The sequence below is a fragment of the Pseudomonas sp. FYR_5 genome (assembly GCF_043106315.1).
Classification (GTDB): domain Bacteria; phylum Pseudomonadota; class Gammaproteobacteria; order Pseudomonadales; family Pseudomonadaceae; genus Aquipseudomonas; species Aquipseudomonas putida_Y.
Genome location: NZ_JBICMK010000088.1, coordinates 146,254 through 166,964, shown reverse-complemented (window position 1 = coordinate 166,964; position 20,711 = coordinate 146,254). Strand labels below are relative to the sequence as shown.

Annotated in this window: 19 protein-coding genes; 9 read left to right on the top strand and 10 right to left on the bottom strand. The window is 62.1% G+C overall.

What is annotated here, in order from left to right; translation table 11 throughout:
* The first annotated feature begins 84 nt into the window (after positions 1–84).
* A complete protein-coding gene (lysM, locus tag ACF8RA_RS16485) occupies positions 85–525 on the top strand; it encodes a peptidoglycan-binding protein LysM (RefSeq protein ID WP_176683643.1) in 441 nt (146 codons plus the stop codon).
* A gap of 50 nt (positions 526–575) precedes the next feature.
* Here the strand turns inward: lysM and yrfG are convergent, their stop codons facing one another.
* Positions 576–1,238, bottom strand: a complete 663-nt coding sequence (gene yrfG / locus ACF8RA_RS16480; RefSeq protein ID WP_176683642.1) for a GMP/IMP nucleotidase — start codon at positions 1,236–1,238, stop codon at positions 576–578.
* Positions 1,239–1,302: 64 nt separating this feature from the next.
* Between yrfG and nudE the strand changes: the two genes are divergently transcribed.
* Complete coding sequence (gene nudE / locus ACF8RA_RS16475; RefSeq protein ID WP_003255794.1) at positions 1,303–1,869, top strand: ADP compounds hydrolase NudE; 567 nt, start codon at positions 1,303–1,305, stop codon at positions 1,867–1,869.
* On the top strand, positions 1,866–2,684 hold the full coding sequence (gene cysQ / locus ACF8RA_RS16470) for a 3'(2'),5'-bisphosphate nucleotidase CysQ (RefSeq protein ID WP_176683641.1): 819 nt from the start codon (positions 1,866–1,868) through the stop codon (positions 2,682–2,684). Before nudE ends, cysQ begins: the two co-directional genes overlap by 4 nt.
* A gap of 103 nt (positions 2,685–2,787) precedes the next feature.
* On the opposite strand, the gene ACF8RA_RS16465 is transcribed toward cysQ, so the two are convergent.
* Genes ACF8RA_RS16465 through rfbC form a run of 4 tightly spaced genes read right to left on the bottom strand, consistent with a single transcriptional unit; the run spans position 2,788 to position 7,048 of the window.
* Positions 2,788–3,243, bottom strand: a complete 456-nt coding sequence (locus tag ACF8RA_RS16465; RefSeq protein WP_176683640.1) for a YiiD C-terminal domain-containing protein — start codon at positions 3,241–3,243, stop codon at positions 2,788–2,790.
* Positions 3,243–4,649, bottom strand: coding sequence for a sigma-54 dependent transcriptional regulator (locus tag ACF8RA_RS16460; RefSeq protein WP_176683639.1), 1,407 nt, complete (start codon positions 4,647–4,649; stop codon positions 3,243–3,245). The genes ACF8RA_RS16465 and ACF8RA_RS16460 overlap by 1 nt, the downstream gene beginning before the upstream one ends.
* Entirely contained in the window at positions 4,646–6,460 is a 1,815-nt protein-coding gene (locus tag ACF8RA_RS16455; protein ID WP_176683638.1) for an ATP-binding protein, read from the bottom strand. The genes ACF8RA_RS16460 and ACF8RA_RS16455 overlap by 4 nt, the downstream gene beginning before the upstream one ends.
* A gap of 42 nt (positions 6,461–6,502) precedes the next feature.
* Complete coding sequence (gene rfbC, locus ACF8RA_RS16450; RefSeq protein WP_176683637.1) at positions 6,503–7,048, bottom strand: dTDP-4-dehydrorhamnose 3,5-epimerase; 546 nt, start codon at positions 7,046–7,048, stop codon at positions 6,503–6,505.
* Positions 7,049–7,325: 277 nt separating this feature from the next.
* On the opposite strand from rfbC, the gene aguA reads away from it, so the two are divergent.
* Both aguA and ACF8RA_RS16440 read left to right on the top strand, forming a co-directional pair.
* Positions 7,326–8,432: an agmatine deiminase gene (aguA, locus tag ACF8RA_RS16445; RefSeq protein ID WP_019438876.1), complete on the top strand. Its 1,107-nt coding sequence runs from the start codon at positions 7,326–7,328 to the stop codon at positions 8,430–8,432.
* A gap of 193 nt (positions 8,433–8,625) precedes the next feature.
* A complete protein-coding gene (locus tag ACF8RA_RS16440; protein ID WP_252461657.1) occupies positions 8,626–8,823 on the top strand; it encodes a hypothetical protein in 198 nt (65 codons plus the stop codon).
* Between the two features lie 67 nt (positions 8,824–8,890).
* On the opposite strand, the gene ACF8RA_RS16435 is transcribed toward ACF8RA_RS16440, so the two are convergent.
* Positions 8,891–10,960, bottom strand: coding sequence for a TonB-dependent receptor (locus ACF8RA_RS16435; protein WP_392460610.1), 2,070 nt, complete (start codon positions 10,958–10,960; stop codon positions 8,891–8,893).
* Between the two features lie 474 nt (positions 10,961–11,434).
* Here ACF8RA_RS16435 and ACF8RA_RS16430 point away from each other — a divergent pair, with 474 nt between their 5' ends.
* Positions 11,435–12,754 (top strand): OprD family porin, encoded by a 1,320-nt coding sequence (locus ACF8RA_RS16430; protein WP_392460609.1) that lies wholly within the window; start codon positions 11,435–11,437, stop codon positions 12,752–12,754.
* 151 nt (positions 12,755–12,905) lie between these two features.
* Here the strand turns inward: ACF8RA_RS16430 and ACF8RA_RS16425 are convergent, their stop codons facing one another.
* From ACF8RA_RS16425 to ACF8RA_RS16415, 3 genes are all read right to left on the bottom strand, one after another.
* Positions 12,906–14,576, bottom strand: coding sequence for an FMN-binding glutamate synthase family protein (locus tag ACF8RA_RS16425; RefSeq protein ID WP_392460608.1), 1,671 nt, complete (start codon positions 14,574–14,576; stop codon positions 12,906–12,908).
* 168 nt (positions 14,577–14,744) lie between these two features.
* Complete coding sequence (locus tag ACF8RA_RS16420) at positions 14,745–16,112, bottom strand: ATP-binding protein (protein ID WP_392487985.1); 1,368 nt, start codon at positions 16,110–16,112, stop codon at positions 14,745–14,747.
* 1 nt (position 16,113) lies between these two features.
* Positions 16,114–16,833, bottom strand: a complete 720-nt coding sequence (locus ACF8RA_RS16415) for a response regulator (RefSeq protein WP_176683632.1) — start codon at positions 16,831–16,833, stop codon at positions 16,114–16,116.
* A gap of 140 nt (positions 16,834–16,973) precedes the next feature.
* Between ACF8RA_RS16415 and ACF8RA_RS16410 the strand changes: the two genes are divergently transcribed.
* Positions 16,974–19,271 carry a TonB-dependent siderophore receptor gene (locus tag ACF8RA_RS16410; RefSeq protein ID WP_176683631.1) on the top strand — a complete coding sequence of 766 codons (2,298 nt, stop codon included), beginning with the start codon at positions 16,974–16,976 and terminating at the stop codon, positions 19,269–19,271.
* A 165-nt stretch (positions 19,272–19,436) separates the two neighbouring features.
* On the opposite strand, the gene ACF8RA_RS16405 is transcribed toward ACF8RA_RS16410, so the two are convergent.
* Positions 19,437–19,643, bottom strand: a complete 207-nt coding sequence (locus tag ACF8RA_RS16405; protein WP_176683630.1) for a DUF3079 domain-containing protein — start codon at positions 19,641–19,643, stop codon at positions 19,437–19,439.
* A gap of 58 nt (positions 19,644–19,701) precedes the next feature.
* On the opposite strand from ACF8RA_RS16405, the gene ACF8RA_RS16400 reads away from it, so the two are divergent.
* Positions 19,702–20,193 carry a type II toxin-antitoxin system HigB family toxin gene (locus ACF8RA_RS16400; protein WP_256122343.1) on the top strand — a complete coding sequence of 164 codons (492 nt, stop codon included), beginning with the start codon at positions 19,702–19,704 and terminating at the stop codon, positions 20,191–20,193.
* Positions 20,194–20,234: 41 nt separating this feature from the next.
* Positions 20,235–20,708 carry a type II toxin-antitoxin system HigA family antitoxin gene (locus ACF8RA_RS16395; protein ID WP_176683629.1) on the top strand — a complete coding sequence of 158 codons (474 nt, stop codon included), beginning with the start codon at positions 20,235–20,237 and terminating at the stop codon, positions 20,706–20,708.
* Positions 20,709–20,711: the final 3 nt, after the last annotated feature.

Sequence of the window (20,711 nt, the reverse complement as noted above, 5' to 3'; positions counted from 1 at the left end):
CCGCGTCGATTGGTCGCACCGGGCGGGAGTGGTAAAGCTGGCCTAGACTCCTGTGTCCGAGGTTTCGTCAACAAGGAGAGCGCAATGAGCCTGTTCAGTTTCGTGAAGGAAGCCGGCGAGAAGTTGATCGACCTGCTGACCCCTGGCAACGCCAATGCCGAAGAGCAGCTTAAGAAACACGTGGAAGATGTCGGCTTGGGCAACCCGAACATTAGCGCCACTGTAGAAGGAGACAAGATCATCCTCAAGGGTGAAGTGGCCAGCCAGGAAGAGAAGGAGAAGATCATTCTGGCGGCGGGCAATATCAGTGGCGTGGCCAGTGTCGAGGACCAGATCACCGTGACCGGGCCGATAGTCCAGGCGGCAAGGTTCGTCACTGTGAAATCGGGCGACACTCTTTCAGCCATTGCCATGGTCGTGTATGGCAATGCCGGCCAGTACAACAAGATTTTCGAGGCCAACAAGCCGATGCTCAAGCACCCGGACAAGATCTATCCGGGGCAGGTGCTGCGTATTCCTGACTGATCGCTAAAGTCTGTACCGGCCTCTTCGCGGGCATGCTCGCGAATGGGGCCTCACAGGCCTTCCAGTAACGCCCGGTAATCCACGACCGCTGCAAATTCTTCGGTATCTCGTGGTTGTGCCTGGCTATCGGGCTGGCGCACCGCCAACAGATGCCCCACACCAAACCGCCGTGCACTGCGCAGAATCGCCAGCGTGTCGTCGATGAACAGGCTGCGCTCCGGCTCGAAGCCGATATCCGCCTGCAAGGCATCCCAGAACTGCGGGCTTTCCTTCGGGTAACCATAGTCGTGCGAGCTGATCAGCCGCTCGAAGTACGGTGCCAGCTCCACCCGTTCCAGCTTCAGCGACAGCGAGTCTCGGTGGGCATTGGTGATCATCACGACACGCTTGCCGGCCTGGCGAATCGCCGCCAGGAAGGTATCGGCATCCGGGCGCAGGGCAATCAGGTCGGCAATTTCCCGTTTCAGCTCGCGAATGGGCAGGCGAAGCTCGCGGCTCCAGAAGTCCAGGCAGTACCAGTTCAATGTGCCGGCATTGCGTTCGAACAGCGGTTGCAGCTCCATTTCCGCCATGGCCCGGCTTACACCGTGCAGTTCGGCATAGCGCTGAGGCAGGTGCTCCAGCCAGAAGCGGTTATCGTAATGCAGGTCGAGCAGAGTGCCATCCATGTCCAGCAGGACGGTATCGATGGCAGACCAGGGAAGAACAGGCATGGGAAACTCTCGATCAGTCGGCAAGCCACGGTATAGTAACCCGTTCACGCCAAGGAGCCGCCCCATGCGCCAGAAACCCACCGTACTCAGCCGCGAGATTGTCGCCAGCAGCCGCCTGTTCCGCGTCGAAGCCGTACAGTTGCGCTTCAGCAATGGCGCCGAGCGCACCTATGAACGCCTGGTGGGCCGGGGTAACGGCTACGGCGCGGTGATGATCGTGGCCATGCTCGATGCCGAGCACGCCGTGCTGGTGGAGGAATACTGCGGCGGCACCGATGAATACGAGCTTTCGTTGCCCAAGGGCCTGATCGAACCGGGCGAAGACGTGCTGGCGGCAGCCGACCGGGAGCTCAAGGAAGAAGCCGGTTTTGGCGCACGCCAGCTGGAGCACCTGACGGAACTGTCGCTTTCGCCGGGCTACATGAGCCAGAAGATTCAGGTGGTGCTGGCCAGCGACCTGTATGAAGAGCGTCTGGAAGGCGATGAGCCCGAGCCGATGCGGGTCGACAAGGTCAACCTGCGTGAGTTGTCGGCCTTGGCCATGCATCCGCAGTTCACCGAGGGTCGCGCCTTGGCGGCGCTGTACCTGGCGCGTGACCTGCTGATTCAGCGGGGGCTGCTGGAGCTATGAACGACCTGCAACTGATGCACGAAGTGGTCAAGCTGGCGCTGACGGCGGGCGAGGCAATCCTGCCATTCTGGCGCGCCGATATCGCGGTAACCAGCAAGGCCGACGATTCGCCGGTTACCGCCGCCGACCTGGCCGCGCACCGGGTAATTGCCGATGGCCTGGTGGCGCTGGCACCGCACATTCCGGTGCTGTCCGAAGAGGACTGCAATATTTCACTGGCCGAGCGCCAAAGCTGGAGCCGCTGGTGGCTGGTCGACCCGCTGGATGGCACCAAGGAGTTCATTGCCGGCAGTGAAGAATTCACGGTCAACATCGCCCTGGTCGAGAACGGCGACGTGGTGTTTGGTGTGGTGTCGATGCCGACCAATGGACGCTGCTACTTCGGTGGGCGCGGCATGGGGGCCTGGCGTGCAGATGCCGGCGAGGCAGCCCAACCGATCCAGGTTCGCAACGCCCCCCCGGAGGGCGAGCGTTTTACCGTGGTTGCCAGCCGTCGGCATTCCAGCGCGGAACAGGAAGCCCTGTTGTCCGGGCTTGGGGCTGCGGTGGGAGAGCTGGAGCTGGCCAATATCGGCAGCTCGTTGAAGTTCTGCCTGTTGGCCGAGGGCAGCGCCGATTGTTATCCGCGCCTGGCGCCGACTTCGCAGTGGGATACTGCAGCGGCGCAAGGCGTGGTGGAAGGGGCCTGCGGCGAGGTGATCGGGCTGGATGGCTTGCCATTCCGGTATCCGCCGCGCGAGTCGTTGCTTAACCCGTACTTCCTGGCATTGCCCGCCAATGCTGCATGGCGCCAGTCCTTCCTGAACCTGATTTGACGGACTCTCACCCTACCCTGTGGGAGCGGGCCTGCCCGCTCCCACAGGTTTTACGCCAGCCTTTGGGTTTTGTGCAGCGCAGTTGCTTTCAGCGGCTGCTGGGCTAGCGGTGCAGGACGTACTGGCCGCTGAACCTCACCGCCGGCTCGTCACTGCCGTCATTGCTCACCGTTGTCTCCAACGTCAACCGCGCCCGCCCACGACGCTGGTACATGGCCAGGAATCGCTCCCAGGTCTTTTCGTCGGGCGCTGCACAACGCGCCACCGCCGCACCGGTAACCGGCAACGGGTAGCTGATCTGCCCTTCCTGGATGACGATATGCCCGTCATCGATCCCCCGTTCACGCAGGCGCAGGTGCAGCCAGCCCCAACCCACCAGCACTGCTGCGCAGTACAGGCTGCCGCCGAACATGGTGCTTTTGTGGTTGACGTTGGCCGCCAGCGGCAGTTGCAGGCGCAGGGTGTGCTGCTGCCAATCGATCACTTCCAGGCCCATCTGGCGGGTCAGGGGGATGTCGCTGTGCAGTACGGACTGCAGGTACTGGCTATCGGTGCTCATTAACGGTTGTCCTCTTGATCGTCATGCCCGCCGCTGCCGCCGTCGAAGTTCAAGCCGTGCTTGCGCAGCTTGTCATGCAGGGTTTTGCGGGGGATACCCAGTGCTTCGGCCAGGCTCCGCATGGAGCCATGTGGCTGGGCCAGTTCAGCAGCGATCAGCGAGCGTTCGAACTGCTCGACCTGCTCGCTGAGGTTGCCGCTCAGCATGGGTGCTGCCGGTGCTGCTGCCGAGGGGGCCTGGCTATCCAGTGCCAGTTCCAGGCCAAGGGCGAAACGCTCGGCGGCGTTCTGTAGCTCGCGGACATTACCTGGCCAGTCATGACGCAGCAGCAGGGCGCGTTGCGCTGGCTGCAGCGCATGCGGCGACAGACCATGGCGTTGGCTGGCAGCATCGGCGAAATGCTGGAACAGCACCAGTATGTCGTCCCCGCGTTCGCGCAGTGGCGGAATACGCAGCGGCGCGACGTTCAGGCGGTAATACAGGTCCGCGCGGAATCGCCCTTGGTCGGCAGACTGACGCAGGTCTTCCTTGGTGGCGGCAATGATGCGGATATCGAGCGGGATCAACTGGTTGCCACCCAGTCGTTCGACCACCCGCTCCTGCAGCATGCGCAGCAACTTCACCTGCACATCCAGGCTCATGCTCTCGATTTCGTCGAGGAACAGCGTGCCGCCGTTGGCAAATTCGAACTTGCCGATACGGCGCTTCTGCGCGCCGGTGAACGCCCCGGGCTCGTGGCCGAACAGTTCGCTTTCGACCACCGATTCGGCCAGCGCGCCGGCGTTGATCGCCACGAATGGCCCTTCGCTGCGGCTGGACAGGTCGTGCAGGGCGCGAGCCACCACCTCTTTGCCGGCGCCGGTCTCGCCCAGAATCAACACATCGGCGCGGGTGCCGGCCAAGGCACCGATCTGCTCGCGAAGGCGCAGCATGGCCGGTGAATGGCCGACCAGACGGGTTGCCAGTTGCTGGCGGTCGCTCAGTGCCAGACGCAGGCTACGGTTGTCCAGCACCAGCCGGCGCAAGGCCAAGGCACGGCGTACGCTGTCGAGCAGGGCGTCTGTGGCAAAGGGTTTCTCCAGGAAGTCATAAGCCCCGGCGCGCATCGCCTGCACCGCCAGCGGCACATCGCCATGGCCGGTAATCAGCAGCACCGGCAGCTCGCTGTCACGGCCGTGCAGTTGTTCCAGCAACTGCAGGCCATCGATGCCCGGCATGCGGATGTCGCTGACCACCACGCCGGGCCAGTCGGCCTCGATACGCTCGGCCAGGCCTTGAGCTTCGGCCAGGGCGACTACCTTGAGCCCAGCCAGGTCCAGGGTCTGGCTCAAGGCTTGGCGCAGGTGGGGGTCATCGTCCACCAGGATGACCTGGGCTCGGCTGTCGATCAGTGTCTCGGTGGTCATGCCGAGGGGTCCTCCGAATTGGGCAAAGTAGCGCCAGACGCGGCCACACGCAGCTGGAGGGTCAGCATTGCGCCACCTTCCGGGTGGTTGGCCAGCAGCAGTTCACCGCCCAGGGCGCGCATCAGGCTTTCACAGATGGCCAGGCCCAGGCCCAGGCCCTGGGTACGGGTCTTGGTTGTGAAGAACGGCTCCTTGGCGTGCTCCAGGGCCTGGCGGCTGAAACCGGGGCCGTTGTCACGGATGTACAGGTAGACGCAGTCATCACGCTGCTCGGCACTTAGCCACAGGCGACGCGGGTTGGCTTTTTCAGTCAGGGCGTCGAGGGCATTGGCCAGCAGGTTGCCTAGCACCTGGCGCAGGCGGGTCTCGCCGGCCTGTACCCACAAGGTGGCTTCCGGCAGGTCGCGGATCAGCTCTACGGCCATCGCCCGGCGGCGCTTGGCCAGCAGCGCCAGGGCATCGTCCAGGGCCGGCTGCAGGGCCACGCTCTCCGGGGCATGGCGGTCACGACGGGCGAAGGCGCGCAGGTGGGCAATGATCGAGGCCATACGCCCGGTCAGCTCGCCGATCAGCTTGAGGTTGCCGCGGGCGTCTTCGGTACGTTGGTGGTCGAGCAGGATTTCGGCGTTTTCCGCGTAGCTGCGGATGGCGGCCAGGGGCTGGTTCAACTCATGGCTGATACTGGCCGACATGGTGCCGAGAACCGACAGCTTGCCGGCCTGCACCAGTTCGTCCTGCGCGCGCACGGCCTCCTGCTGAGCGTTTTCGCGCTCCAGCACGGCATTTTTCAGGCGGGTGTTCAGGCCTTCAAGGTCGGCGGTACGTTCGGCCACGCGCTTTTCCAGTTCCTGGCGGCCGCGGGCTTCGAAGTCGATGCGGTCGATGTAATGGCGTCGCCGTTGCATCACCAGGCCGGCCAACAACATCAGTACAAGCAGCGTACCGGCACCGATGGCCATGACCGTCTGCACCGAGCGATCAACCAGCGTGCGCGGGGCGAGGATGCTGACTTGCCAGCCGGTTTCCTTGATGTCGCGGGTCTGGGTGATCCAGGCCTGCGGGTTGAGAACCAGCGGCTGTGGGGCCTGGGTCGGATAGGGCTGGATGGCGATGATGGCCTGGCGCTCGGCGTCGGTCAGCGTGCGGGTAGCACGGAAGCGCCAGTCGGGCCGCGAAGTCAGGATGACCACGCCATTGTGATCGGTCAGCAACAGCTGCTCGGGCGTACGGCCCCACAGGGTTTCGGTGTGGTCGAGATCGACTTTGACCACCAGCACGCCGACGATCCGCTCGCGGTCCCGCACGGCCGCGGCAAAGAAGTAGCCACGTTTGGCCGAGGTGGTGCCCTGGCCGAAGAAGCGGCCCAGGTGGCCGGCCATGGCTTCGTTGAAGTAGGGGCGGAAGGCGAAGTTTCTGCCGACGAAGGTGTCGTGCTTGTCCCAGTTCGAGGCGGCCAAGGTGTTGCCGCTGATGTCCATCAGGTACATCACCTCGGCACCGGTCTGTTGCACGATGTCCTTGAGCAGGCGGTTGGCGTTGGTCACCGCTTCCAGGCGGAAAGGATCGGCCAGTACATCACGCAGCGCCGGCAGGTCGCCGAGAATTTGCGGCAAGGTCTCGTAGCGGTGCAGGGTACCGAGCAAGTTGGCGACATACAGGTCGAGGGTCTGGCGGTTCTGCGAGGCCAGCTTTTCCTGGTAATAGCGCTCGGCCAAGTGATGCAGGGGCCACAACAATGGGGCCAGGCTCAGCGCCAGCAGGGCCAGGCTGCGCCAGCGGGGACGGCGTGGGGGCGTGGGTTTTGCAATCATCACGTAAATGCGCCAGAAAAGTCTGACGCAATTATGCGCTAGTTAAGGCAGCAGTTCCGCCTCTGCCAATGGCAGGCCTACCTTGTCCTTGTCCGATAACAGCGGTGGCTGCTGCAGCCCCCAGTCGATGTCCAGTTGCGGGTCGTCCCAGCGGATGCAGCGGTCGGCGTCAGGGTTGTAGTAGTCGGTGGTCTTGTAGAGGAACTCGGCCGATTCACTCATCACTGCAAAACCGTGGGCGAAGCCAGGTGGAATCCACAGCTGGCGATGGTTGTCGGCCGACAGGTGCACCGCGACCCATTTGCCGAATGTTGGCGAGCTTTTGCGCACGTCCACGGCGATATCGCGGATTTCCCCGTGTACCACGCGCACCAGTTTGCCCTGGGTGTTTGCCACCTGGTAGTGCAGCCCGCGGAGCACGCCCTTGATGGAACGCGAGTGGTTGTCCTGGACGAACTCCACGTTCACGCCGGTTTGCTGTGAGAACTCACGGGCGTTGAATGCCTCGAAGAAAAAACCACGGCTGTCAGCGAACACCTTTGGCTCGATGATCAGTACTTCAGGGATTGCTGTAGGGGTGATGTTCATAGCGGCTCGCTGGCCCGTCGCTCAAGTATTGACCCTAGTCGGCCTTGCCGGAAATTTCCGCGCGTAGCTGTAACAGGATGCATAAGGTGTGGCTATGGTAGACAGCAGGCCGCTCCTTTCACCAGACCAGCGCTGACGTTTGCCGATTGTTATCGATTTAAATTCGCTGAATTGCGCGGAATTCTTCGATTTTCAGGCTTCAAATATCGATATATATCGGTTATAAATTGAAAAACGCCCCAGCTCACCCGGCTCAGGGCCATCACAGAGGTCACCCATGAAAACCCTCAACTCCACGCCCCGTGCCGATGGTTTCCACATGCCCGCCGAGTGGGCTCCACAAACTCAGGTATGGATGGTCTGGCCGGAGCGCCCGGACAACTGGCGCCTGGGCGGCAAGCCGGCGCAGGCTGCCCACGTAACCCTGGCCAAGGCCATTGCCCGTTTCGAACCTGTGACCGTCGCAGCCTCCGCCGGCCAGTACGAAAACGCTCGACGCCAACTCGACCAGCCGAACATTCGTGTGGTTGAAATCAGCAACGACGATGCCTGGGTGCGTGACACCGGTCCGACCTTCGTCATCAACGACCATGGCGAAGTACGCGGTGTAGATTGGGGCTTCAATGCCTGGGGCGGCTTTGATGGCGGCCTGTACGCACCCTGGAACCGCGACGAGGAACTGGCCGCCAAGGTGCTGGAAATGGAGCGCTGCCAGCGCTACCAGACCGAAGGTTTTGTGCTGGAAGGTGGTTCGATCCACGTAGACGGCGAAGGCACCGTGATCACCACTGAGGAATGCCTGCTCAACCGCAACCGCAACCCTCACCTGAGCCGCGAGCAGATCGAAGCGGTGCTGCGCGACCACTTGGCAGTCGACACCGTGGTGTGGCTGCCCGACGGCTTGTACAACGACGAAACCGACGGCCACGTCGACAACTTCTGCTGTTACGTGCGCCCGGGCGAAGTGTTACTGGCCTGGACCGATGATTCCAACGACCCCAATTACGCGCGCTGCCACGCAGCCATGGACGTGTTGAAGAACACCCGCGACGCCAAGGGCCGCGAGTTCATCGTGCACAAGATGCCGATCCCGGGCCCGCTGTTCGCCACTGCCGAAGAGTGCGCCGGTGTCGACCAGGTCGCCGGCAGCCAGGAGCGTGACCCGTCGGTGCGCCTGGCGGGTTCGTATGTGAACTTCCTGATCGTCAACGGTGGCATCATTGCCCCAAGCTTCGACGACCCGGCAGATGCTGAAGCCAGAGCGATCCTGGCAAGGATCTTCCCCGACCATGAGGTGGTGATGATCCCGGGCCGCGAGCTGCTCTTGGGTGGCGGCAACATTCACTGCCTGACCCAACAGCAGCCAGCGCCGGTCAAGCGCTGAGCGCATAATGGATAAAGAGGCCCGTCACATGACGGGCCTCTTTTTTGCGCGAGCGACGCCCGGAGGCCGAGCTGGCATACGTTTTGTATTGTTTTTCAAACAGATAGCGAGATGGCACGGCCAGGCCGCGCCTTGGATCTGTAACAATACCTACGTAAATTAGCCACTCACGGGCCAGGGAGTACGTGTGGACATGAATGCAGCAAGTGAGTCGGCTTTGCGCCCATCGGCAGTTGATCGCCAATCGCTCAGGTTTGTGGCGAAGTGGTTGAAACACCATGGAAGCATCAGGGTCAGGACGACCGACCCACGACGTCTGCTTGCCGGGCGATACCCCCAAGGGTTGATCAGTGAAGCAGAGATGCAGGCGCTGATGGCGGTGTGGCACTGATCGATTGCACCTGTACCTGCCTCTCCGCGGGCATGCTCGCGAAGAGGCAGGTACAGGCAACTTAAAATCAGAAACTGTAGCTACCCGTCACCACAAGGCTACGCGGATCGCCCACCTGGATCTGCGCCGCACTGGTCGCCGAGCTGTAGTAGGTCTTGTCAGCAATGTTGCTCAATGCCGCCCGCACATCCCAGTCATGGGTCCGATACCCCGCCAGTGCATCCCAACGGCCATACCCTGGCAATACCGTGGTGTTCTGGTTGTCCGCATAACGTTCGCCCACCAGTGTCAGCCCGGTCTCGGCGTACCACCCCAATTCTGGCTTCCAGGTCACGAACAGGCTGCCATTGCGCTTGGCCACGTCATTGATGCGGTTGCCTTCCTGGCCGTTATTGTCCTTGACGATGATCGCATCCTGCAGGCCAATGCCGCCGCGTACATACCAGTTGCCGACGATGTTGCCGGTGGCCGTCAGCTCGATGCCGCGTGAACGCTGCATGCCGCTGAGCAAGATGATGTTCGGGTCGTTTGGGTCGCGGGTGCGGCGGTTGTAAAGTTCCAGCTCGTAGATGGCCAGGGTGGTGGTCAGGCGCTGGTCCAACCAGTCGCTCTTTACGCCTATTTCTTTCTGCCGGGTCTCTTCCGGGTCGGTTTTATTGGTGTTGCCCTGTGCCCCTGGGGTGATGCCGATCAAGCCGCCACCCACCGGTGAGAAAGTTTTGCTCCACGAGGCGTAGAACGAATGGTCGCGCCATGGCGTGTAGACCACGCCCAGGCGTGGGCTGGTGCTGTTGCTGTCCTGCGGTTCGCGCAAGCCATCCTTGTTGGTGGTTTCCACTTCGAACTGGTCAAAGCGCACGCCGGCGAGAACCTGCCACTGATCGTTCAGGCGAATCTGGTCCTGCAGATAAACCCCGCGGCTGTCGACCACGGTGTGGTTGTTGCTCGATACCGCCAACGCACCATTGTGCGGCTGGCTGGGTTTGCCCAGGCCTGGCAGGTCCTGTCTGCCAGCGCTGTACAGCAACGGGTCGCGCCGCTGGTTGCCGAACTCCAGGCCCAGCAGCAGCTTGTGTTCAAGGCCCAAGGTGTCGAAGTCGCCCTCGGCCTCCAGGTTGTTGAACAGGTTGCGGGTGTTCAGGTCCTGCTGCCAGCGTTGGCGGGTCAAGGTATTGGTGCCGGCGTCGTAGCCCGTGACATAGGTGTTGTCGAACTCGCTGTCGAGTTTGAACAGGCCCAGGGTGTGGCGCAGTTGCCAGGTTTCGTTCAGCTGGTAGTTCAGCCGCGAACGCAGCGACTGGGCGCGATCATCGATGTAGTCGCGCTGGTCGCCGTAGGTGGTGCCGCGGCTGACGTCGGCGGGGCGACCATTGACCCCAGGAATGCCACGGTCGGGCGTGCGGTTGTAGCGGCTGTATTCATACTGCACCAGCCAGTTCAGGTCGGGGGTGATCTGCCAGCTGATCGACGGGGCGAACAGTTGGCGGCTGCCGTCGATACCATCGCGGAAGCTGTTGTTGTCCTGGTTGCCCATGTTCAGGCGCAGGCTGACCGTGTCGCTGGGGTCGGCGCTGAGGTCGGCATACAGGCTGCGCAGGTCTTCGCTGCCGGCCTGTGCTTCGATGGTCGAGCGGCGACCCGGCTCCGCTGCCTTGCTGACCCTGTTGACGATGCCGCCCTGGCTACCACGGCCATACAGCACCGCTGCCGGCCCCTTCAACACCTCGACCCGCTCGATGTTGTGCAAGTCGCGGATGTACTGGCTGTCGTCGCGGATACCGTCCAGGTAGAAGTCGTTGCTGGCCTCGAAGCCGCGGATGCGTACGCTGTCAAAACGGGTGTCGGCGCTGCTGCTGACGTTTGGGATGCCCTCCAGTGCCTTGCCCAGTGTGTTGCTGCCGTAGTCCAGCACATTGGCGGTTTTCACCGTATCGATGGCCTGCGGCACATAACGCACAGGCGTCGAAGTGCGGGTTGCGGTGCTCACCTCCTTGACCCGCGGGTTGTCCTTCTCGCGCTCGCTGTCGGCGGTAACCGACGACTCCGGCAGCGTGGTGGTGGCGGCACTGGCCAGGCTGGCGCTGAAAAGCAGCGACAGGCCGAGCGTCAGGGGTGAAAGGCGGCAGGGTACAAGCATGGGCACATTCAGACCGGGCAGTTGAAAATAAGGTGCGAATGGTAATGCTTGCTATTTGCTCTTGCTTGGGTATTTGTAAAGGGTTGTCTTTACATATGTATCTGTTTGTAACAGTCTCTGCGGCCACGCTTTGCCTGCGCACAGGAAATTGTCCGTTTGATCAAAAGGCAATTTCCTACACAAGATAAATTGCCCGCTGATAGCGCAAACCTGCATGAAAATGCACCGGATACGCCGAATTTCTTGGTTATATCAACCTGCATTTCACGACTTTTTGACATTTGTAATCTCGCGCGGCTAGGATTCGGCCAACGCCTGCTGGCCATGGTATTGGCCAGGCTGCTGCCAAGGGCCGCCGTGAACTTACCGGTTGGCCCGCCCGGCTGGATCCGCATAGCGTCGAACCTACGAAGGGGCGTTGGTTCCCGGCGTCATATTGCAGCGCGTTTTTGATTAAGAAATAAGGAAAACAACATGTTGAAAACCAGGACCAGCCTGGTCGCCCTGGCGATGATCGCCGCGACCCAGGCTCAGGCCAATGACCAGGCTGACAGCAAGGGTTTCATCGAGGACAGCCACGCCAACGTCCTTCTGCGCAACGCCTACATCAACCGTGACAAGAAGCATGGCACCGACGACCAGATCGAATGGGGCCAGGCGTTCATCGCCAACTTCTCCTCCGGCTTCACCCAGGGCACCGTTGGCGTCGGTGTCGACGCATTCGGCCTGTACGCCGTGCGCCTGGATGGCGGCAAAGGCCACAACGGTGGTGGCGGCGTCGACTTCTTCAAACCGCACGAAACCACCAATGCCGAAGGCAACGCCAGCTCGCCGCACAACCTGGCCCGTGGTGGTGCTGCAGTGAAATTCCGCATTTCCAACACCGTGCTGAAGTACGGTGACCAGATGCCAGCACTGCCAGTGCTGCAGTACGACGATGCACGTCTGTTGCCAGAAAGCTTCACCGGCACCCTGATCACCTCCAAAGAGATCCAGGGCCTGGAACTGAACGCTGGCCGCTTCACCCAGGAAGCGCGCAAGAGCGCCGAGCGCCGTGATGGTGGCGGTCTGAAGTCGATCAACGTCTTCGGTGCCAGCTACAAGTTCACCGACAACTTCACCGCTTCGCTGTACACCGCCGACAACGAAGACGTGATGAAGAAGCACTACCTGGGCTTGAACTACGTCTTCCCGATCGCCAGCGACCAGTCCCTGACCCTGGACTTCAACGGCTACAAGTCGGATATCAACAACAAGTACGTAAAAGCCGCAGGCTTGAACGGCGACTCCAACACCATCTGGAGCCTTGCAGCCACCTATGCGTACGGTGCGCACTCGTTCACCCTCGCTCACCAGCGCAGCACCGGCAGCACTGGCTACAACTACGGCTTCTACCAGAACGCCGGTGGCGTGGGTGACGGTGGTTCCACCATCTACCTGGCCAACTCGTACTGGTCCGACTTCAACGCCGAAGACGAGCGCTCCTGGCAGCTGGGCTACGGCCTGGACTTCGGTGCCTACGGCATTCCGGGCCTGACCTACAAGCTGGCCTACGTGGTGGGTGACAACATCAACACCCGCAACGTCGCCAACCCGCAAGGCTTTGGCGAAGGTAAAGAGCGCGAGATCTTCAACCAGATCCGTTACGTGGTGCAGGACGGCCCGGCCAAGGACCTGTCGATCAAACTGCGTAGCTCGTTCTTGCGTACCAACAACGCCGTGCAGCAGAACGGTTACAACGACGACGGCAACGAAGTCCGCGTATTCGTCGAGTACCCGATCAGCATCTTCTGATCCGCAGTTCTTTGCATGAAAGCTGGGGCCGCGCTGCGGCCCTTCGCGGGCTTGCCCGCTCCCACAGGTAAAGCGCCGCCTTCGATGGCGCTGCAAATTGTGGGAGCGGGCACGCCCGCGAAGGGCTGCAGGGCAGCCCCAGGCATGTTTGTCATGCAGGTTCAGTCTCTTCGTGGCGCAGTCTTGATGCCACAGTTCGTGTTGCAGTGTCTCCCGTCTCCGGCGCAAAACTGTCGCTACGCGCCATCCGCCACATCCGCGCATAAAACTCGCTTTCGATCGAGCCACTGAGTAGCTCGCCCGGCTTTAGGAATGTGTGCAAGTCCGAAAACAACCCGATTTCGCTGGGGCTGATGCGCCGCGCCAGGTGCTTGGGCTTGAGCTCCGAAGGGTGCTCCAGGCCTGCGGCAGCCAGCATCTCGGCCAGTGCGTGCAGTGTGTTGCGGTGGAAGCTGGCCACCCGTTCGGCCTTGTCTGGTACCACCAGGGCGCGCTGGCGCAGAGGGTCTTGGGTGGCCACGCCAGTCGGGCACTTGTTGGTGTGGCAGCTCTGCGACTGAATGCAGCCAATGGCAAACATGAAACCGCGTGCCGAGTTGACCCAGTCAGCGCCGATGGCCAATACGCTGGCAATGTCGAAGGCGCTGACGATCTTGCCCGCCGCACCAATGCGGATGCTGGAGCGCAGGTTCAGGCCGACCAACGTGTTGTGCACGAACATCAGGCCTTCGCGCATCGGCACGCCCATGTTGTCGCTGAACTCGCGAGGTGCCGCGCCGGTGCCGCCTTCTTTGCCGTCGACAACGATGAAGTCAGGGGTGATGCCGGTGGCGAGCATGGCCTTGGCAATGCCCATGAACTCCCATGGGTGGCCCAGGCAGAACTTGAAGCCCACGGGCTTGCCGCCCGAAAGCTCGCGCAGGCTGGCTACGAACTGCAGCAACTCCACTGGTGTGCGGAAGGCGCTGTGCGCCGCCGGCGAGATGCAATCCTCGCCTGCACGTACGCCACGGGTCTCGGCAATTTCGGGGCTGACCTTGTGCCCCGGTAAAATGCCGCCGTGGCCAGGCTTGGCGCCCTGGCTGAGCTTGATCTCGATCATCTTCACCTGTGCCGAGCGGGCCTGTTCGGCGAAGCGCTGTGGATCGAAACGACCGTCCTCGGTGCGGCAGCCGAAATAGCCGCTGCCGATTTCCCAGATCAGGTCGCCGCCGTGCTCACGGTGGTACGGGCTGATGCTGCCTTCGCCAGTGTCATGGGCAAACCGGCCCATGCGCGCGCCGCGGTTGAGTGCGGCGATGGCGTTGGCGCTGAGGGCGCCGAAACTCATCGCCGAGATGTTGAAGATCGAGGCCGAGTAGGGCATTCGGCATTGCGGCCCGCCGATGGCAATGCGGAAGGAGGCAGGGTCTGGCGTGGCCACCGGCAGCATGGAATGGCTGATGAACTCGAAACCAGGTTGGTAGGCGTCGTTGAGCGTGCCGAATGCTTTCTCGGCGCTTTCGTTCTTGGCGCGGGCGTAGACCAGCGAGCGTTGCGAGCGGGAGAACGGCAGCTTGTCGTCGTCACCTTCGATCAGGTACTGGCGGATTTCCGGGCGGATGGTTTCGATCAGGTAACGGATATTGCCCAGGATCGGGTAATTGCGTCGCACCGCATGGTGGCTTTGGCGCAGGTCATTCAGACCGACCAGGCTGAGCAGCGCGGTGATCAGCGTTACCGGCCACAGCCAGGCATGTTGGGCCAGCAGGGGCAGGCTGGCGAAAGTGAAGACAAGGCAGAGTACGAGGCAGGCGTAGCGGCTGGGAAGAGAGTGTTTCATGGGTCCATCGCAGGCAGGATGACCGGGCATAGGATAGGCAAACGCAGGGGACGGAAAACCTGGGTAACCGGTAAAAGACTGTTACCTGATTGCGAATTCCCAGGCCTGCGCAGCCCTATGTTGTGGGCGGCCTTGTATCGCGATGGGCTGCTCCCACAGAAGATCGCGTTAGCCAGGCAGCAGTATGCTGACCCGCAATCCACCGCTCTCACGGTTCGACAGCATCAGCTCACCCCCATGGCTGGTGGCGATCCGCTGGGCAATGCTCAGCCCCAGCCCATATCCGCCGGATGCCTGGTTACGCGACCCCTCACCGCGCACGAACGGGTCGGTGATGGTCGGCAGCAGCGCAGGCGAAATCCCTGGCCCGCGGTCGTCGATGTGGATGAATACCCCTGTGGTGGTTCGCTCCAGCGTGACAGAAACATCCTTGGCATAACGCAACGCATTGACCAGCAAGTTCTGCAGGCAGCGCTGCAGCAGCAGGGCATCCCCCCGCAGGCTGTTCACCCGGCCGTGCACGGGCAGTGGTTCCTGGTCAGTCGCCAGGTCCGCACACTGGCGCGTCACCAGCCGGTCCAGGTCCACCTGCTGCAAATTCTGCTGCTCTCCGGCACGCAGGTAATCCAGAACCTGACCGATCATATCGTCCATCTGCGTGATGTTCTGCCGCAGGCGCTGGCGGTGTTCGTCATCGGGTAAGCGCTCCAGGCGCAGGCGCATGCGAGTCAGTGGGGTGCGCAGGTCGTGAGACACGGCGGCCAGGAAGTAGGCCTTGTCGTTGACCATGGCAATCAGCCGCTGCTGCATCGCATTGAACGCCTGCGCCGCCTGGCGCACCTCCTCCGGGCCATCCAGTGCCAGGGGAGGCTGTTCGAGGTTACTGCCCAGGCCGCGTGCGGCATCGGCCAGGCGCCGCAACGGGCGCAGGCACAGGCGCACGGCAATCAGGCACACCAGCAACACGGCGACAATACGCAGCGCATACACCCGCAGCAGGTAATCGCTGATCAGCACCCACGCCGACTCGCCGCTCCAGCCCTGCAGTTCCTGGCCCGCAATGGTCAGCCAGTAGCCATTGGCCAACGGCACCGCGAACTGGATATGCGCCTGGGCCGTGCGCAGGCCGAACAGGCTGCGCCAGACGATCGGTTGGCCCAGTTCGTCGGTGAGTTGCACGTTCATCAGGCGCACGTCCTGGGCATGCCCCAGTTCGTACTTCAGGGCCTGCTGCAGCAACAGCTCGACCCGCCTGCGCCCAGGGCGCTCGTCATGCTCTTGCGCAGGCAGGCTTTCGACGCAGCGAAGCTGGTAGTGGGCTGGCGCCTGCAATGTACCGCCGTGGCAGTCGATCTGGGCAATCAGGGGGGCGCTGCGTGCAGCAACCAGTCGCACGGGCACCTCTAGCGCCTGGGCGAAACGCACATCGAACCAGATGCTGCTCGACATCAACTGGATCACCAGCGTGCCACTGACCATGATCAGCAGCAGTTGACCAAACAAGGTGCGTGGCCACAGCCGGTGAAACCAGCGCATGTCAGGCCCCGGCCGCGAGGGTGGCGATACTCAGCAGGTAGCCCTCGTTGCGGATGGTCAGGATTTGCGCGGCCCCCGCCGGCGCCCGGCGCAGTTGCTGGCGCAGGCGGCTGACGCACATGTCCACCGAGCGGTCGTCGGGCAGGTGGTCGCGGCCGAACGCGCTGCGGGTCAGTTGATCACGCGAGACCACACGGTTGTTGGCTTCCAGCAGTTCGCGCAGCACGCGGTAGTCGGAGCGCGGCAGGGTCAGGGTCTCGCCATCCGGGCGGGTGAGCAGACGCTTGACGTGTTCCAGGCGAAAGCCAGCGAACAGCTGGGCGTCCACCACGGGCTCTTCGGCACAGGTGCCCAGGCGTTGCGGACGACGTAGTACGGCTTTGATCCGGGCAATCAGTTCGCGTGGTTCGAAGGGCTTGGCCAGATAGTCGTCGGCGCCCACTTCCAGGCCGATGATGCGGTCCAGCGTGCTGCCCTTGGCTGACAGCATGATCACCGCCAATCCGGGGGTGGCCTGCAACTGCCTGCACAGGCTAAGGCCGTCCTCACCGGGCAGCATCAGGTCGAGCACCACCAGTTCCACTTTGTGCCGGGCCAGCTGGTCGCGCATCTGTTCACCGTCGGCTGCGGCCAGCACGTTGTAGCCGGCATCGGTCAGGTAATCACAAAGAAGTTCGCGGATCTCGTCGTCATCATCGACAACCAGCAGGGTCGTGCTCATGCAGAAAAACACCTGTTAGGTGAGGGCCGGTGGCGCTCGTTACGTTCAATTACATCCCCGTACATGTCGGGTCTGGAGCCCGGAGGGCTGATCCCTAGAATCCTAACAAAAAATCATCTGCAAATACGAAGCCTTCCCAAATGAATCCCAAAAGCATCCCGACAGTGTTCACCCCCTTCAGTCAAAGTGGTAGTCGCCTCAAGCCGCTGGCCTTCTGCGTTGCCGTCGCCATCAGCGGTGGGGCAATGGCTGCCGACGGCAAACCCCTTGTACTGGACGCCACGCAGATCGAAGACAGCGCATTATTGCCTGCCGACGAGGCCGGCCAGTTGGGCTACACGGTCGAGAGCACCCGTAGCTCCACAGGCCTGGCACTGACACCACGGCAGACGCCGCAATCGGTTACCACCATCACCCGCCAGCAGATGGATGACCGCGACATCCACACCATCGAGCAGGCACTGGGAACCACCCCAGGCGTAACAGCCAACAAGTCCGAGGTGGGTGGGCGTACCGACTACCGCGCCCGTGGTTACTCGATCAGCAACTGGAAGGTCGATGGCCTGCAGACCCAGGGCGGTTCCGATTTCAGTGGCAGCGGCAATGCGCTGAACATGGACCTGTACGAACGCATCGACATCGTGCGCGGCGCCAACGGCCTGCTGGGCGGCACCGGCGACCCCTCGGCAACCGTCAACCTGATCCGCAAGGCACCCACCAAAACCTTCGGCGGCAGTGCCTATGCCACTTACGGCAGCTGGGACAAGCGTCGTCTGGGGGCTGACTTGAACCTGCCTCTGTCCGAAGATGGCCGCCTGCGTTCGCGCTTCGTGATGACCCAACAGGATGCCAACTCCTTCCGTGACAACCAGTCCGAGCGCTCCCGCGCCGCGTTGGCCAACTTCGAATTCGACCTGGACGACGCCACCACCCTGGGCGCCGGTTACCAGTATGAGTACAACAAGGTTGTGGGTGGCGGCTGGGGCGCGAACATCCCGATCTGGTACCGCGATGGCAGCAAGACCGACTTGCCGCGCAGCACCAACGTGGTGCCCAGCTGGAGCTTTGGCGAATACACCACCCGCACTGCGTTCGGTTCGCTAGAGCACCGCTTCGACAACGACTGGACCCTGGGCCTGAAAGCCGCCCAGGCCACCACCGAAGCCCTGAACCACCGGGGCCTTGCCAAGGTGAACTCGGCCGGGCGCGGCAGCTATGGTGGCTATTGGGACCAGGACGGCAGCGGCGCCGTACTGAACGGTTTGCACAGCTCCAGCGACACCACCCAGCAGTCGGCGCAGATCGACCTGTCTGGCCCATTCCAGCTGTTCGGCCGCACCCACCAGGCCATGGTCGGCTACAACGACAGCCGCACCGTCGGCTGGTCACCCCAGTACACCTGCACCATGGTCGGCGACGGCATGGCCAGCGCGCCTGCACTGGGCTGCCAGTTCCGCGCCAACAACGGCTTCCCGGTGACCGACTGGCATAATGGCGTGGATGACGACTACGACCTCATCGCCTCGCGCACCGGCCTTCACAGCAAGACCACCACCCGCCTGCAGGGCATGTACGCCGCCACCCGCCTGAGCATTACCGACCCGTTGTCGGTGATCGTTGGCGTGCGCACCAGCAACTATTCTTCGGTCACCCGCAGCGTGGCCGGCGAGCGCAGCAGCCAGGAAGAAAACGGCATCGTCACCCCCTACCTGGGCGCGGTGTATGACCTCAACGACAACTACTCGGTATACGCCAGCTACACCGATATCTTCACGCCGCAAACGTCTGAAACCAGCAGCGGCAGCAAGGTCGAGCCGATTCGTGGGCAAAGCTACGAAACAGGTATCAAGGGTGAGTGGTTCGATGGTCGCCTGAACGCCTCGGCGGCCTACTTCCGCACCAAGCAGGAAAACAAGGCTGTGCTGGACGGCGACCTGACCACCCCGACCGGCGGCAGCGCCTACAAGGCCGGCTCCGGGCAGGAAACCGACGGTATCGACCTGGAAGTCGCAGGCGCCCTGACCCCCAACTGGAACGTCTACGCCGGTTACACCTACCTGCACTTCCGCCGCGTCGACAGCGACGGCCGCAGCGACCCGTCGCACTTGTTCAAGGCCTCCACCACCTACCGCCTGAGCGGCCCGCTCGACCGCCTGACCCTGGGCGCCGGCGTGACTGCGCAGAGCAACATCCGCGCCATCTCCAGCCCGGCTGGCCAGCCCACCAACGGTGTGAGTAATGGTGCCACTGACGTGAACTGGTCCGGTTATGCCATCTGGAATGCCATGGCCAAGTACCAGTTGACCGATGAGACCAGCGTCAGCCTCAACGCCAACAATCTGTTCGACAAGCACTACTACACCCAGTACGGGTTCTATGCCGGGGCGATTTATGGTGACCCGCGTAACCTGTCGTTGACGGTAAGCACCGCGTTCTGATCAAGCCCTTCCACAAGGCCTGGCGCTGTACCTGTAGGAGCGGGTTCACCCGCGAACACCGGCGAAGCCGGTGCCTGCAACCGCATCGCCAGCGTCGCGGGCACGCCCGCACACGGAACCAGCGCTGGGTTCAAGGCCTGCGCTGGGCCGCCAAGCGGCCCTTTCTCACCTGGGCTCTGCCGCTTGCCCTGGCTCAACCGGCTTCTCCTGCTGGCCCTCGAAGCTATTCCAATCCTCACCAAACAGCTCCACCGGATGCATGGTCCGGTCTGCGCCATTGCCACAGGCTAGCGCCTTGGCAGGGCAGTAAAGGTCGCAACCCCAGCAGATACGCTCGGGGTGGCGAGGGTTTGTGGGGAATCTCTTGGCCATGCTCAACCTCCCTCAGGGCTACCTGATCTGAACGTAAACCCCTCGCCCTGCGCGTCGTTTGACGGGCATCAATCCATTGACGATCGCCAGGTCACCGTACATCGCGCATCCAGATATCTGGTTGATAGATATCTGGTTGATAGATATCTGGATCAGAGATATTTTCCACCCTATGTCGGTGCGCCGGGACAACACAATGCGGGTCATAACGAAAGCGGCGGTTACCAAGGCGATTGAAGCCCCCGACCAGTGGAAAGCGCCCCTAAGCCTGTGGCTGACGACCTTCGACAGGGCGACGCTGCGGTTTGAATCTTTTGAACAGTTGAGGCAGACGTGGGCCACGGTGTCTGGCTGGAATGTTGATCGCATCCCCCACTCAAAACTCAGGCCCGCCAGCCGCAAAGGGCCGCTTGATATCTACGTGTTCGATATCAAGAAAAACGAATGCCGCCTGATCGCGTGGCTCAATGCGCGAACGGGCACTCTCTACATCAAGGCCATTCTGTCGCAAGCCGAGTGCGACAAGTGGTGCAGAAGCGATATCAGGTAGCAACCTGGGCAGCGCGATATTTCAATTCGACAGGTGACAACATGAAGCGGGATAAAATCGAAGCCAATGGACGAGATGCCTTCATCGCTAATATTTCACCCATGCTCGATGGCCTGAACACTCAGATGGCAACCATGGCCCAGCTTCTGGCCGCCTGCCATGACCCCATCAAGGATGATGCCGAGCTTGAGGCACGCATGGCCTTGATCGACGAGCTCTACTCCCATGCGGACAGCGAAGGCCACGCTGCGGCACGCTTTGCCGAGATGGTAGCGGACCGCGTCTACGAGTATGAGAGTGAGTCTGTATTGGTGCCGTTCGCGAGCCAGGCCGAAGCGTTGGCCTTTCTGCTGTCGGACAGGGGCGTGAAGCAGAAGGACCTGTCGGCGATAGCGACCCAGAGCGCGGTATCCGAGATTCTGAACAACAAGCGGAAGATGACGGTTGCCCAGATAAAGGGCTTTGCTGAGTTTTTCAGCGTACCGGTTGAGTTCTTCATGCATGGGGTGGTTTGACAG

Bases quoted from the DNA above. Each gene is read 5' to 3' on its own strand.
- lysM (WP_176683643.1), top strand. From the start codon at position 85: ATGAGCCTGTTCAGTTTCGTGAAGGAAGCCGGCGAGAAGTTGATCGAC.
- yrfG (WP_176683642.1), bottom strand. From the start codon at position 1,238: ATGCCTGTTCTTCCCTGGTCTGCCATCGATACCGTCCTGCTGGACATG.
- nudE (WP_003255794.1), top strand. From the start codon at position 1,303: ATGCGCCAGAAACCCACCGTACTCAGCCGCGAGATTGTCGCCAGCAGC.
- cysQ (WP_176683641.1), top strand. From the start codon at position 1,866: ATGAACGACCTGCAACTGATGCACGAAGTGGTCAAGCTGGCGCTGACG.
- ACF8RA_RS16465 (WP_176683640.1), bottom strand. From the start codon at position 3,243: ATGAGCACCGATAGCCAGTACCTGCAGTCCGTACTGCACAGCGACATC.
- ACF8RA_RS16460 (WP_176683639.1), bottom strand. From the start codon at position 4,649: ATGACCACCGAGACACTGATCGACAGCCGAGCCCAGGTCATCCTGGTG.
- ACF8RA_RS16455 (WP_176683638.1), bottom strand. From the start codon at position 6,460: ATGATTGCAAAACCCACGCCCCCACGCCGTCCCCGCTGGCGCAGCCTG.
- rfbC (WP_176683637.1), bottom strand. From the start codon at position 7,048: ATGAACATCACCCCTACAGCAATCCCTGAAGTACTGATCATCGAGCCA.
- aguA (WP_019438876.1), top strand. From the start codon at position 7,326: ATGAAAACCCTCAACTCCACGCCCCGTGCCGATGGTTTCCACATGCCC.
- ACF8RA_RS16440 (WP_252461657.1), top strand. From the start codon at position 8,626: ATGAATGCAGCAAGTGAGTCGGCTTTGCGCCCATCGGCAGTTGATCGC.
- ACF8RA_RS16435 (WP_392460610.1), bottom strand. From the start codon at position 10,960: ATGCTTGTACCCTGCCGCCTTTCACCCCTGACGCTCGGCCTGTCGCTG.
- ACF8RA_RS16430 (WP_392460609.1), top strand. From the start codon at position 11,435: ATGTTGAAAACCAGGACCAGCCTGGTCGCCCTGGCGATGATCGCCGCG.
- ACF8RA_RS16425 (WP_392460608.1), bottom strand. From the start codon at position 14,576: ATGAAACACTCTCTTCCCAGCCGCTACGCCTGCCTCGTACTCTGCCTT.
- ACF8RA_RS16420 (WP_392487985.1), bottom strand. From the start codon at position 16,112: ATGCGCTGGTTTCACCGGCTGTGGCCACGCACCTTGTTTGGTCAACTG.
- ACF8RA_RS16415 (WP_176683632.1), bottom strand. From the start codon at position 16,833: ATGAGCACGACCCTGCTGGTTGTCGATGATGACGACGAGATCCGCGAA.
- ACF8RA_RS16410 (WP_176683631.1), top strand. From the start codon at position 16,974: ATGAATCCCAAAAGCATCCCGACAGTGTTCACCCCCTTCAGTCAAAGT.
- ACF8RA_RS16405 (WP_176683630.1), bottom strand. From the start codon at position 19,643: ATGGCCAAGAGATTCCCCACAAACCCTCGCCACCCCGAGCGTATCTGC.
- ACF8RA_RS16395 (WP_176683629.1), top strand. From the start codon at position 20,235: ATGAAGCGGGATAAAATCGAAGCCAATGGACGAGATGCCTTCATCGCT.